The sequence below is a fragment of the bacterium genome (assembly GCA_016699045.1).
GTDB lineage: Bacteria > Babelota > Babeliae > Babelales > RVW-14 > AaIE-18.
On record CP064957.1, the window covers coordinates 1,035,091 to 1,048,935 of the forward strand.

Below are 13,845 nucleotides of genomic sequence, written 5' to 3' on the forward strand. Positions count from 1 at the left end.
ATGCAGAACTTTGATAGAGAGGTGCTTGTTTAATGAATGAATTTCTTATTTCTTGAATTCTTAACTGCAAGCTGGCAAGCTATGCGCAAGAGCACGGGGTGCCTGCGTGCGGTGCCGTAAATTCAGTGCAATCGTTTGAAATATCACGATTTTCTTTATATAAAAAGGGTCGTCATACGAAAGCTTTTGATGGTGGGTGTTTTGTTGGGAATAGTTTCAACAACTGTTGGTTCGGTGGGTGCGGTTGCCTGGCAAAAAAAATTGAAAGACGCTTATAGATCGTGTGGGATTCAAAGAGTTGAGCGCAATAAACTGATTATCAAAATCAAGGAATATTTGGATGAAGTTGATTTGACGGCTACGCAGGCCGAGATGGTTGAAGGTGTTGTTTATGCTATTCATGCCGGCATCCCTTTGCCCGTCGTGCCAGACTTTCGTCCGTATGTTACTCAGCGATTAACCCAGCAGCAAAGAGATTATGGGCAGCTGACGCATAAAGATATCTATACTATTGTTTGTAAGTTTATACATGCTTTTTGTTCAAAAAATAAAGAAGAAATAAAGAAGGCATTAGACATTGTTGCGATGTGTTTGGACAGTGATAGTGATGGTGATGACGGTAATGATAGTCTTGGTTGTAGTGATGAAGAAGATTGTATGATCGAAATGACCAATAGATTTGCGCTGCTTTCGTGCGAAGGGGAGATGTGTTAATGAAGCATTTTATGAAAAAAAATAACCGTGTTAGTGGTAGTTTTTGGGATGCTTGGTTCGTTGCAGGCTGCAGCTGGTTATCAAGTTTTGTCTGATACGTACAAAAAAATGGGTTTCAATGGCGCGGACATCACTAAGTATGTTGAACAGGTTGATACGGCAATTAAAAAATTAGAAAAGCATGTTGCTACTGGCAATGTGCCGGTTGAGATGATTGAACCTGCGGTGATGCAGGGGCTGACGTTTACGCGTGATTATAACGCTAAAGAGAAAAGAAAATTAAAAAGAAGCATAGCTCGTCATGTGCAAGAATTGTGGACGGGTTCTGAAGTTCTTACGGCAAAAAATTACGTCCTTGAGGTTTTACTTGAATGCTTACAGAGTTTATGGGGGCAAGATTTGCGCGATAAGCCCTACATTCGCGATGCTCGAGCGCAGCGTTCGCAACGTCGTTGGGAGTTAAAGCGTTATCGAGGGTTGTCTGTTGACCAGATTGCAGAAAAAGATGCAGCGTTTTATAGCAAATTTGATCAAGAGAGTGATGCATCTGAAGACGATGATTATGTTGATTATGACCATGATATGATTGAAGACGATCAAGTATTGGCAGCATCTTATTAAAGTTCTTACAAAATTTTAGACAAATAGTAAAAGATAAGACACACTATTCTTTTTTAAAAGAAAGAGAATAGTGTGTCTTTTTTATTAGAAGGAATCTTTCATATGAAGCGTACGGTAAGATACTTAGTGCTTTTGTGTGCTCTTTCTGGTTCTGTGTTTCCAGTAAAACCAACCAAGCTTGTTGATTCTTACAGAAAAGCGGGAGTACGGATGAGTGACGCAGAAAAATACATGGCAGTGCTTAATGAGAAATTACGGTATGTTCACAACGAAGAAGATTTAGTTGGTGTAATTTTTGCGTGTATACCAAATTCAATTAAGAATTCTCACAACCAACTTAAAATGGTAGAAAGTATCAAAAAACAGGTGTCTGCGAGTGTTGCAGAGCAGGGCTTTCAACAGTTGTATGACATTGCCAAGACTGTTTTGTCTAATCACCTTGTTATGTTTCGCTGTCGAACTGTTAATACTTATCCTGATCAAGAAGTGAGATTGCGTGACTATGCTGGTAGGAGTATTGCGGATATTCTTGCTGATCTTGAATAAAGAAGTCTTAGTCCAGTTTTGAAATTCCAGAATGTACTGTATTTGTCGGTCTTTGTGAGCTATACTAATCGCTTGGAGAAATTAGATTTTTTAATCTTTTCAGGTGGTTTATGGCAGAACAGTACATTCCTAGTTCTCACGATCAGCGCGGTGATTTCTCGGTTCCCGAGTCGTTTGTTTACAAATCTGAGCGGGGGCTGACTGAAGAAATTGTTCGCACCATTTCTGCTCAAAAAAATGAGCCGGCATGGATGCTTGAGTTGCGGCTTAAAGCGTTGGATGAGTTTTTGGCCCGTCCAATGCAATCGTGGGGACCCGACCTTTCTGCCTTAAATATCAATGATATCTACTATTATTTGCGTCCTTTGGAAAAACAAGAACGCACCTGGGACGATGTTCCCGACGATATAAAGAATACCTTCGACCGCCTTGGCGTGCCGCAAGCTGAGCGCGACCATTTGGCCGGCCTTGGCGCGCAGTACGAATCAGAGGTCGTGTACCACAATCTGAAAAAAAGAGTGGGTTGATCAGGGTGTTGTCTTTTTAGATACCGATTCCGGTTTAAAGCAGTATCCCGAGCTTTTTAAAAAATATTTTGGGACGATTATTCCTTTTAATGATAATAAATTTGCGGCGTTGAATACAGCTGTGTGGAGTGGTGGTAGCTTTATTTATGTGCCAAAAGGCGTGCATATTGCCGTGCCGTTGCAGGCATACTTCCGGATCAACGCAGAAAAAATGGGTCAGTTTGAGCGTACGCTTATTATTGCCGACGAAGGCGCCATCGTTAGTTATGTTGAAGGCTGTACCGCTCCAACGTATGTTACCAGCTCTTTGCACTCGGCCGTTGTTGAAATTGTTGCTATGCCAGGCGCGCGGGTGCGTTATTACACCATCCAAAACTGGTCAAAGAATGTGTACAACTTGGTAACCAAGCGTGCCTATGCCTATAAAGATTCGATTGTAGAATGGATCGATTGCAATTTGGGCAGCGGCATTACCATGAAATATCCAGCAGTCGTTTTGAAAGAAGAAGGTGCCCGTGCCGAAATCTTGTCGATTGCAATGGCCAACTCTCCTCGCCAAATTCAAGATTCAGGCGGCAAAATTACCCACGAAGCGCCGAATACCAGTTCGCGCATTATTTCAAAATCAATTAGTACCAAGGGCGGCCGTTGTAGCTATCGCGGCATGGTCAAAGTGCCTGCTGGCATGGTTAATTGCAAATCATTTGTGCAATGCGATGCGCTGATTTTAGATGCAGCATCACGGACCGATACCTATCCGTATATCGAAATTAGTGAGCCAGACGTTGATATTGGCCATGAAGCGTCGGTCAGTAAAATTAGCGAAGACCAACTGTTTTATTTAATGAGCCGCGGGCTTGATGATGCTTCGTCGCGCAATTTGATTGTGAATGGCTTTATTGAGCCGCTCGTTAAAACGTTGCCAATGGAATTTGCCGTTGAAATGAATCGCTTGATTGAACTTGAAATGGAAGGCAGCGTGGGATAACTCATGACAAATAATTTGATAAAACATTATGTAACGCTTGCCAGTTCTTCTATCGCTCTTTCGTCTGTGCTGCCCGCTGGGTTGGATGTAACGGGGCCGCTGCAGTTAACGGTTGAAGTGCCGCATAATGCTACGGTAACGGTAATGGATGATTTGCATGAATTGGGGCTGGTGAACACAACGCTTGAGTTGTTGGTTGGAGCGAGTGCGATGTTATGGTACACGCTAAAAGCAACGCAAGGTGTTGAGCGTCTAATGAACCAAACGCTTGTGCCAGAGACCGATACAACGGTTTTGCTGCGTACGATTAATGTTCGGCTGATGGGCCAGGGCGCGCATGCGACGGTTCGTTGTTTGTGTTTTGGTTTTGATAAAAAAGTTTTTAAATTCAAAACGCTGCAAGACCATCAAACATCAGATGCTACTAGCAGTTTGGTAATCAAAACCGTGTTGGACGACCAGTCGCAATTAATCTGCCACAATGTCATTAAAGTGCAAAAAAATGCCCAACGAACCAATGCTGAGCAAGAAAATAAAAATATTTTGTTGGCGCGTGGTGCGCGGGCAGTCTCGGTTCCTATGCTTGAAATTGAAGCTGATGATGTGCGTTGCCAGCATGGTGCTGCGGTGAGTAGGCTCGATCAGGAGCATCTCTTTTACTTGCAAAGCCGTGGGCTTGATGCCCAGCAGACGCGGCAAATGCTGATCGAATCGTTCTTGAGTTAGATTTTGTTCTGTACAAAAGAGCTGAGCATGTTATTGTTGGCGCATGATTATCAATAAAGTACACTATTCAATTTTTTTTGGTGACGCCAAGACGTGCTGGGCGCACCATCTTTCCGCAGATTTTCCTCGTTTGTGCAAAGCCCTTGCCGATCAGCATGCTTTAAAAAATTTTGTTTTATTGAATCAAACGCATGGCATTGAGGGCATGGCCATCGATGCCAGTATTCATTTGCCCGAGCGTGTGATGCTTAAGCCTCAGGATGGGGACTTTTTGGTTACCGATCAGGTTGGGGTGGGGCTTGCCATTTTAACGGCCGACTGTATGCCGCTGGTCGTTTGCGATCCGGTGCGTCGTGTGGTTGGCATTGCCCATGCTGGGTGGAAGGGCACTATTGCCGGGATAGTGAGTAGACTTGTTGAGCGCATGCAGCATGATTTTGGATGTCAGTTGGCTCAGCTGCAGTTTTATCTTGGCCCATCAGCAAAAACTTGCTGTTATGAGGTGCAGTCTGACTTTCTATCTCATCTTCAAAATTTTCCCAACCCGTCTCAATTTTTGCTTGAGCGTGATGGACGCCTATTTTTTGACAAAGCCGCTTGCAACATATCTCAGTTGCTTGCTGTAGGAATATCGCAACAAAACATTGATTCAACGAATCTTATCTGCACAATGTGCGATGACCGTTTTTACTCTTTTCGCCGCCAAAAATCTGAGGCCGGCAGAAATATTTCTCTGATTTGGTTGTCCTAAAATAGAAAAAAGGGCATGTGCGCCTATCTGCGCACGATAGCAAAGTACATAAGAAAGCGTTAACTGGTCGTTAATATTTTTTGTTTTCTAAGGGTATACCGGAAACTTTTTGCACATGACTGATACTTGTGCTTTCAGGCTCTTTAAAAAATCTGCATCATTGTGTCGCTTGATTGCTTCATCAATCCAATGCACCAATTGTATCACGTCGTGCTCTTTCAAGCCGCGCGTGGTGACGGCAGGGGTGCCAATGCGAATACCACTGGTGACCATGGGGCTTTGTGTATCGAAAGGAATTAAGTTGCGGTTTAAAATTATGCCACATTTTTCCAGTGTTTCTTCAACCAATTTTCCTGTAATTTTCACAAGAGAGCTCGCATCATTTTTTGTTTGTACATCAACAAGAAACAAATGATTGTCAGTACCACCGGCAACTATGCGATAGCCAAGGTTTTTGAATGCTTGTGCCATGGCTTGAGCGTTTTTTGCGACTTGTTGTTGATAGGTTTTAAAAGCTGGTTCAAGTGCTTGTGCAAAACAGACGGCCTTGGCAGCAACCACGTGCATCAACGGGCCGCCTTGTGTACCAGGGATAATTGATCGATCAAGATCTGCTGCATGGTCTGCCTTACTTAAAATCATGCCGCCGCGTGGACCGCGCAATGTTTTGTGCGTGGTACTGGTGACAAGGTCGGCGTACGGCATAGGGTTTGGGTGCACGCCAGCAGCAACCAGGCCGGCAATGTGCGCCATGTCAACCATCAACAGTGCGTGGTTGTTGCTGGCTATTTCGGCCAGTCGTTCAAAATCTATAAAGCGGGAATAGGCTGAAGCGCCGGCAATAATCATTTTGGGTTGGTGCTGGTTTGCTAATATTTCAATTTCATCATAATCAATACATTCATCTTCAGGCGAAACGCCGTAGGGCACCATGTTAAAAAGTTTGCCGGAAAAGTTAAGTTTATGGCCGTGTGTAAGGTGCCCGCCAGCGTTAATGTGCATACCCAAAACGGTATCGCCAGGCTTGAGTTTTGCCATAAAGGCAGCAAAATTTGCGGATGAGCCAGAATGAGGCTGGACGTTGATATGCTCAGCATTAAAGAGCTGTTTGCCTAGATCACGGGCCAGATTTTCAACTTCGTCGATTACTTGGCAACCGGCGTAGTAACGCCTGCCGGGGTAGCCTTCGGCATATTTATTGGTAAGTACCGAGCCGGTTGCTGCTAAAACTTCAGGACTGGCATAATTTTCTGAGGCAATAAGGCACAAAACTTCTTCCTGACGTTGTTTTTCTTGTTCAATAAGATCAAAAATCTGGGCTATTTTGGGGTTTTTGTTGAGTGATGACGTTTTCATAAAGTCTCCATGGGGCAACATTTTTGCAATATTATTGACTATTTGTAATGGCATTGACTATCTTAAGAATAGATACTATGCAGCGGTGAGCTTAGCACGCCGCGCATAGAAAGTTGATTACTATTAAAAGGAGATAATTATGAAAAAGATTTTGTTGAGTTTTTTGGTGCTTATCAGTGCGGTGTACTCAGTGCACGCTGGTCGAGGTAGTGGTGGAGCTGCTTTTGGTGGTGCTCTTGCCGGCAGTATGATTGGCGGGATTGCTACAACAGCCATTGTAAGTGGTAGCTCAAGTCGCCATGCCGATGATGCTGCTCGTGCGCGACAAGAAACCGAGTTGTTGCGTCGAGAACAAGAACGTGACCGCGTACAACGTCTTGAAAATCAAGTGCGAGAAGAAAAACTTAAACGTACCATCGGTGGTGGCGATGGCATGCTCAATCTTTTAATTGGTATTATTGTTGTTTTAATTTTAGGCATCATGGGTTTGATATTTTTGGTGTTAAAAAGACATTAAAAAATAAAACATGAGGAGAGAGTAATGAAGAAAAAAATTATGCTTCTTGCTGGCCTTTTTATTGTTGTGTCAGTTGCTGGCTATCGACTGCATGCTGGGCGTGGAGGGAATGCCTTTGGTGGTGCTTTTGCTGGCAGTATGTTTGGGAGCGTTGTTGGTAATGCCATGACGGCACCTCGTGGCGGTGGCGGTGACTCGGGTAGTAGTAACAGTGGCGCTTTGAATGCCGTGTGGGATGCTATGCGCCGACTTGAAAGTTCATTTGCTGATGAAATAAAGCGTTTGAAGGAACAAGTTAATCATCTTGAAGATCAAGTTCGTTCATTGAAAAAAAGGGGTCATCGAAAAAAGCATGATGGTCGTGATCGTGGTAAAGGCATGAATAACGATGATAATAGGGAAAATCGCCCTGATGATAAACACGACGAATAAAAAGTAAGAAATCTTTTTCAAAATAATAAAAAGCTTGTTAGGTTAAATACTTAACAAGCTTTTTTTATTACCATGAGCAGAATACCCCAAGGCTTTTCAAGCCTGGGGATGAATGCGAGTCCACTTGGCGCTGAAGCAAAAAGCGAAGTATTTTTGCGAAGAGCCAACTGAAGTGGCATACTGAGACCATGAAGAAATATTGGTCAGGAGCACATACAAGGCATAGATTAATGTACCACTTAGTTTGGATCCCAAAATATAGAAAAAGGATACTAAAGGGAGCTATAGCAAAACGTATTGAAGAATTGTTTCGGCAGTGTGCAGAAGTAAATCGATGGGAAATTCATGAGCTGAACATTCAGTCAGATCATGTTCACATGCTGATTCAGATAAAGCCGAGCATAAGTGTTAGTATGGTTGTTCAGCTGTTCAAGGGTGGTAGTAGCAAGATAATGAGAGAAGAGTTTGCAGAATTGGAAGAATTTTGTGGGGAGATAGCTTCTGGGCAGATGGCTATTTTGCAGAAACAGTTGGCCAGTGCAGCGAAGAAGCTATCAGAAAATATATTCAGAACCAGTGATATTCAAATGTTCATTGAGAAGCCCCGGCTTTTAAGCCGGGCGGTGTCACTTTTATAGAAAGGTTTTTTTAATGAAGAGAAATTTTTTGAGTAGTACTCTTTTAGTTTTGATATGTTTTTCTGCGTGTGTTCAAACAAACAATCATGCAAATAAAACTAAGCGAAGCGCTCAGTTATCTCAGATTTCGTGGGATGATGCAACGTATCCCGTGGTGGTACTTGGCGGTGGCGTTGCTGGTTTCACGGCAGCAAATTATTTAGTACAAGCAAATATTCCAACCGTTGTTTTAGAAGGTCCAAAGCCGGGAGGCGCGCTTGCGCAATCGCCATCAGAGCGCAATTGGCCTGGGGTGATGGATGCACCAGGAGCCGATATCATGCGTAGCTTGCGTGAGCAGGCAGAACATTATGGTGTTACCGTTGTGTCAGAACAAGTACGCAGTGTGCGGTTTGATGTCTGGCCGTTTGAGCTTGATGTCGAAAACCTTGAGACTTCACAAAAACGTACTATTAAATCTCTGAGTTGCATTGTGGCAACTGGTGCTGAGCCAAACTATCTTGGTATTCCGGGCGAGCAAAAGTATTGGGGTAAGGGCGTTACCAACTGTGCCGTGTGCGACGGGGGCTTGTGTAAAGGCAAAGATGTTGCAGTTGTTGGCGGTGGAGACTCGGCGATTCTTGAAGCGGCGTATTTGGCCGGTATTGCGCGTTCAGTCACCCTGATTGTGCGTAAAGATTATTTCCGTGCTAACGATAAAAAGAAGCGCGATCAAGTGTTGGCATTGTCTAACGTTTCGGTGTTGTACAACACGCGTGTAACGCAGGTTGATGGTGATGGTGCGCATGTAACGCAATTGACATTGCGCAACGATACTGAAACAACGACGCGCCCTTTTGATAATTTATTTTTAGCGATTGGTGCGCGGCCAAATACGGCCATCGTTGCTGATGCGCTGCAATGTGATGAGCAAGGTTACATTGTTTTAAAGCGTGGTGGGGCAACGTCGGTAGATGGTATTTTTGCGGCAGGCGATGTGTGTGATCCGTTTTATAAACAGGCGGTAACGTCTGCCAGTGGTGGGTGCACCGCGGCATTGCAGGCGCAAGCATTTTTGGATGATCTTGGTTTTAATCAAGCAATGATGCGTCAGCAGCCAGCAAAAAAAATAGAGCCAGCCAAAACGCCTGAAACTAGTGAGGCGGTTACATTGTTATCTGATAACCAAGCCATCGATCAATTTTTACAACAATCAAAGCCAATTATTATTGACGTGTTTGCCGAGTGGTGCATGCCGTGTAAAAAAATGGCGCCTATTTTTGAAGCCATGGCTACTAAGTACCGTGCTGATATTGCGTGCGCAAAAATGGATGTTACCAAAGTTGATGTAGATCGGTTGGTACAGATTATTGGCGGGGACTCAATTGAAGGCGTGCCAACATTGTTGTTTATCAAAGACAGCAAAGAAATTGGTCGGTTGGTTGGTGGTATGTCTGCTGAACAACTAGAAAAGAATTTTAAAATCATGGCGGGTAGTTGATTTGAAGCGGTTGGTGCTACCCGCATCGTTTTTTAGACCTATTCCTTTCTTTACCTTATTTTGGCCTCGTGCTTGTGAGGCCATTTCTTAAGAATCAAAATCTGACCTTTTTACTGAAGCCCCACCTGTTAATATTTTCTATTTGACTTTGTTTTGGCGCAATTGTTACAATGAAGAAAATGGGAGAATTATTGAGAAAAGCTTAAAAATGTTGTTTTTTTAGTTAAAAAGGGAGAGATTATGAAGTTTATGAGCAAAGTAACAGTATTTGCTTTGGCTGTGGTGTTGGGCGGCAACATGTTAAGTGCTGCTGGTCTGCCAAAAGGTAAAGAGCTACTAGTAGAAGATGGGCAACTATCTGAAGTTTTTAATGATTTGGGAGGGGTTCCTGTTTCAGATAGTTCTGCAGCAAGCCTTGCCACGCGTTACGGGCATGCGTTGCAAGCCTATTATGGCGGTGCCAATGATGCAACAAGGGCAGCAATATTTGATCAAATACGGAGTTTCATCCGTACCGCGATGATAAAGTGTATCAAAAATTGGGAAGAGGTAAAAGGTGCTATAGAGCTTTATATCATTGATAATAACGATGTGCCCTTTGATGAAAGCTTGAGAGGTCAACTGAAAAATGACTTGGACCAAATTGTACAAGAAAAAGAATTATCGTGGATCGATGAAGAGTTTAAGCCCGAATTGCAAAAATGTTCTGAATTCTTTTTAAGCGAACAGGCAAAAGATGCCTCTCCTGCGTCTAGAAAGATTATGATTAAAAAACTTGAAAAATTGATTAAACGTGGTGGGCGAGTCTTTGAAAAAGCTGTCAAAGATGGAAAGATATCAGCAATAGATTTTGATGAGAATTTTGCGGCCCCCGTTCATGACATTGTTGTCAAAATTGATAGCGATAAGGTTTTGTATTCTGAAAAAATACGCGAAGCCATTGAACAAAAATTTCAAGAAAGTACTGATTGGTATTTTGAAAAGAAGGAACAGGAACAACCTGAGTCTTCATGGAAGCAGTACGTAGGGCCTGTATTAACCGGAATGATGCTTACAGCTGGTGGGATAGCGGCGTATAATCAAATGAATTCTGCCTCAACGTCGAATACTAACGTTGCAGCCTCAGGACTTGAAGTTGCTGACCAAGCCGTACCAGCAGGGGATCAAACAACCAACACTTCCGTTTCACGCGCCGATGTTGCCGATGTAGACGTTGTCCACCAACCGTCAGTTGCAGCCCCTCAGGTAATAGTTTCTGCGCCAGATGCGGTAGACCTGATGCGAGCAGGCACAACAACTCCAACAAAAGCGGAGTTGCCAGTAGGTCAAAGTTACGGTCCACGACCTACGCTTTCTGAAAGCGTGAAGGATATGTTCATGGGTAATACGCCTGCATTTTATGATCCTGTCCAGCATTCAGGTTTTGATATCAAAAAAGTTCAAGAAACACAACAAGCAGAGGAAAATATAGCAGACGAGAAAAGGCAGGCTGAGTACAAACAAGAGCTTGCAGAGCAGCGAGCGATGAAAATATTAAAGCCTGAAGAAATAGAAGTGTTAACGGCAAAGATACGTGTGAGGGAACAATTACCTGACAATGCAGAAATCACAGGGTTAGAAAGAGATCTCGATACGAGAGGCAAGCCTATGGATCACGTTTCAGGTCGTGCTACTTATGTTGACCAAAACGGTTGCACCATTACGACCGAAGTTGGCATACCTATTGGTGAACAGTCTGCAAGTGCGGATACGATAGCTATGCAAAATCAAATCCAAGAGCAATCAATAAAATTGAGAGACAGCGCAATTGCTAAATTTGAAAAAGCAAATCCATCTGTCAAACGATTTGAAGTCCGGGTTAATATGTCTTCTCATAGTCAAGGTGCTGATGGAGAGTGGGTACATGATCCATATGTTAGTTTCCAATGGAAGGAAGAATGGGCGCCGGAACCTCATTTACGTAGATTGCTTCATAAGATGGAGTTTATAAGAGTGTCGCCCCAAGAAATTGCTAATGCTGGATCTTCGTCTTGGTGGGCGCTTTGGTAATGAGTTTAAAAATAATCTGAGAATTTTACAAAAAAAGCAAAAGGACTCGCGTTAACGCGGGTCCTTTTGCTTTTTTGCCGTGGGCTTGCCGAGCAGTTTTTTTGTATTTTCTATTTGACATTTTAATTGAGCGATTGCTAGACTAAGTAAGACAGAGAAGTATTTAAAAAATAGGGTAAAAAGATAGTTTTTTGAGAGGGAGATGAGGATGAAGATGAGGAGGAGTATCGCTCTTGTCGCTTGTGCTTTGTTGTTGCAAAGTAACACGGCGGTTGGTTTGGATGCAGATACAAAAATGGGTGAAATTGCTGAGCGTCCACTTAGTGCTGCAAATGTCAAATTTATAGCTCATGATTATATGAAAGCTTTGGATGGCGACTATGGTAAATTTTCAACCGAAGAGGCAAAAAAACGCAGCCTCGATCGAGTTTTAGATTTTATTAGACGTGTAAAAAATGGCCAGGTTCCTGGCACGCAAATCCCCGCACAGCGTAACTCGGTGATGAAAAGTATACAAGTGTACCTTGACAATCTTTCAGATTCTGAGGTGAAAGAAGAAATTAGTAAGTTGGTGTTGTCAGAAAAAGAACAACAAGAAGGGCCTGTATCTCCTGCTCCTGTTGTTGCTGTGGCTACAAAGGAAGAGCAACCGGTCAAAAAAGAGGAGGCAGCAGAAGATGCGTTTCGTTTGCCGCCAGTATTTAAAGAGATTCGTGCCACGAAGGTTACGTTCGATAACGCGGTTCAAATTGCTGTCGAGTATGGCAAAATTCTTCGTACCTTTGGTAAGCAAGCAAGCCGTGCAGAACGGATAGCAATGCTTGACCAGGTGCAGGAATTTGTTGTTAATGTCATAGAAAATTTCCCCGTACAATGGGAACGTGTCAGAGATACTCTTAGATTTGATATTCTTGAAGGCAAAGAAATACCGTTGTTCATTAAAAGTAGATTGAGCGATTTTATGCAAGCGCAAGATCAAGAACGAGGTATAAGCTCTACTGTTTATACCGCTACTCGTGTTGAGCCAATAAACAAAGAAATAATGTCAGCACCAGTACAAAGTAAGCTGCAAGACGATGATGACTGGTTTAAGAACAAATTTCGAGATGATTTAGAAAGATGTAAGTCATATTTCTCAAGACGACCAGAAGACCGATACAATCAATTAGTTAAAAAGGTTATGATAAAGAGACTCGAAAATTTGATTGAAAGAGGTGCTGTTGTATACCAAAAATTAGTGAGTGATGGAACTGTTTCTGAAAACGATTTTTTTGATGATTTTTATGAACCCGTGATCTTTATTCTTGGTAAAATCGAAATCGATCAAGGAGGGTATCCTGAAGAAGTCTCTGATATTCTGCAGAAAAAATTTGAGGATAGTGTTGCTTGGTATGAAAAGAAACAGTTGGAAGACGACAAAGATACGTCTTCTTCTTGGAAACGTGCGATGCTTTATGGCTTGATGGCTTCAGGTGCGGCATACGGTATAGCCTCACAATTTAATGCTCCTAGACCAGGAATTAATGTTGCTGCTTCAGGACAAGACGTTATTGAGCCTTCTTCGAATGCAACGGCTTCACAAGCTCAAGTTTTTGAAGCTTCTGATGTCCAGCTTCCACCCGCACCAGCTTCGCAGGTAATAGTTGCTGCGCCTGATGCAATAGATCTGATGCGAGCAGGTACAACAACTCAAACAAAAACTGAACTTCCCGTACATCAAAGTTACGCACCTCGTCCTGGTTTTGGCGAGAGTGTTCGTGGCATGGTTACGGGGAATACTGCTGATTTCTATGATCCAGTGGCTCGGTCTGGTTTTGATATCAATAAGGTTCGTGAAACCCAGGCAGCAGAGTCTGAGATTGCAAGACTTGAGCGATCAAAAGCGTTAGAAAGTGCCAAAGATGAGGTCCAGCAACAACAACATGAGTCGCGGATAAAAGAACAAAAAGCCAAGGCTAAGGCTGCAAAACAAGCAGAAGCAGCGGCTAAGCGAATTAAAAATCAGATGAAAAAACAAAAACGCCAAGCTCGCGAAGAAGCCGAACGTAAAGAGCGGGAAAACAAGCAACGTTTAGAAGAACAACGTTTAGAAGAACAACGAGAAGCCGCGAGACGTCGCCTTCAAGAAAGCGAAGCGGAAGATTCAGGAATGTCTTGGTATATGAATCGTATTGGAAAAGGGATAGGGAAATTCATGGATCAAGCCGCAGGCCCAAGTTATTCTACCGTTCCTGGCGCTCACAGCCCTAGTAAGGTCTTTGAGGGGGCAGTTGAAATGAATAAGCAACGAGCATTCGATAATAATTAGGCTTACGAAGGAATGTTGTAGGAATTACTGTAGAGATTATTTTTGTAAGTATAAAGTAAGAAGGCATGCGGAATCGCGTGCCTTCTTATTATTTTTTAAAGATTATCTTTTTTTTAATATCTTTTTGGTATCTCATTTTTAAAGTATTTAAAAAGCTCAACTCTTGTATTTATTGGGCAAATTTTACTACAT

Annotated in this window: 12 protein-coding genes and 1 pseudogene; 12 read left to right on the forward strand and 1 reads right to left on the reverse strand. The window is 42.9% G+C overall.

The annotated features are described in order from the left end of the window. The first annotated feature begins 201 nt into the window (after positions 1-201). From IPF37_04695 to pgeF, 6 genes and pseudogenes are all read left to right on the forward strand, one after another. The gene (locus IPF37_04695) at positions 202-714 is read left to right on the forward strand and encodes a hypothetical protein (GenBank protein ID QQR48831.1); all 513 of its coding nucleotides are present in this window, start codon (positions 202-204) and stop codon (positions 712-714) included. Between the two features lie 27 nt (positions 715-741). Next, entirely contained in the window at positions 742-1,335 is a 594-nt protein-coding gene (locus IPF37_04700) for a hypothetical protein (protein ID QQR48832.1), read from the forward strand. 102 nt (positions 1,336-1,437) lie between these two features. Continuing rightward, entirely contained in the window at positions 1,438-1,881 is a 444-nt protein-coding gene (locus IPF37_04705) for a hypothetical protein (GenBank protein ID QQR48833.1), read from the forward strand. A 110-nt stretch (positions 1,882-1,991) separates the two neighbouring features. After that, positions 1,992-3,396 (forward strand): annotated as a pseudogene (gene sufB / locus IPF37_04710) (Fe-S cluster assembly protein SufB). Between the two features lie 3 nt (positions 3,397-3,399). Beyond that, positions 3,400-4,122 (forward strand): SufD family Fe-S cluster assembly protein, encoded by a 723-nt coding sequence (locus IPF37_04715; protein ID QQR48834.1) that lies wholly within the window; start codon positions 3,400-3,402, stop codon positions 4,120-4,122. 43 nt (positions 4,123-4,165) lie between these two features. Then, the gene (gene pgeF / locus IPF37_04720; protein ID QQR48835.1) at positions 4,166-4,873 is read left to right on the forward strand and encodes a peptidoglycan editing factor PgeF; all 708 of its coding nucleotides are present in this window, start codon (positions 4,166-4,168) and stop codon (positions 4,871-4,873) included. Between the two features lie 87 nt (positions 4,874-4,960). Here pgeF and IPF37_04725 read toward each other — a convergent pair whose 3' ends face one another. After that, positions 4,961-6,229, reverse strand: coding sequence for a serine hydroxymethyltransferase (locus tag IPF37_04725; protein QQR48836.1), 1,269 nt, complete (start codon positions 6,227-6,229; stop codon positions 4,961-4,963). A 139-nt stretch (positions 6,230-6,368) separates the two neighbouring features. Between IPF37_04725 and IPF37_04730 the strand changes: the two genes are divergently transcribed. The 6 genes from IPF37_04730 (at position 6,369) to IPF37_04755 (ending at position 13,653) form a co-directional block, all read left to right on the forward strand. Continuing rightward, complete coding sequence (locus IPF37_04730; protein ID QQR48837.1) at positions 6,369-6,746, forward strand: hypothetical protein; 378 nt, start codon at positions 6,369-6,371, stop codon at positions 6,744-6,746. 24 nt (positions 6,747-6,770) lie between these two features. Next, positions 6,771-7,178, forward strand: a complete 408-nt coding sequence (locus tag IPF37_04735; GenBank protein QQR48838.1) for a hypothetical protein — start codon at positions 6,771-6,773, stop codon at positions 7,176-7,178. Positions 7,179-7,408: 230 nt separating this feature from the next. After that, on the forward strand, positions 7,409-7,816 hold the full coding sequence (gene tnpA / locus IPF37_04740; protein ID QQR48839.1) for an IS200/IS605 family transposase: 408 nt from the start codon (positions 7,409-7,411) through the stop codon (positions 7,814-7,816). Positions 7,817-7,829: 13 nt separating this feature from the next. After that, entirely contained in the window at positions 7,830-9,296 is a 1,467-nt protein-coding gene (locus IPF37_04745; GenBank protein ID QQR48840.1) for an FAD-dependent oxidoreductase, read from the forward strand. Positions 9,297-9,536: 240 nt separating this feature from the next. Next, entirely contained in the window at positions 9,537-11,345 is a 1,809-nt protein-coding gene (locus IPF37_04750; protein QQR48841.1) for a hypothetical protein, read from the forward strand. 208 nt (positions 11,346-11,553) lie between these two features. Beyond that, positions 11,554-13,653, forward strand: coding sequence for a hypothetical protein (locus IPF37_04755; protein QQR48842.1), 2,100 nt, complete (start codon positions 11,554-11,556; stop codon positions 13,651-13,653). Positions 13,654-13,845: the final 192 nt, after the last annotated feature.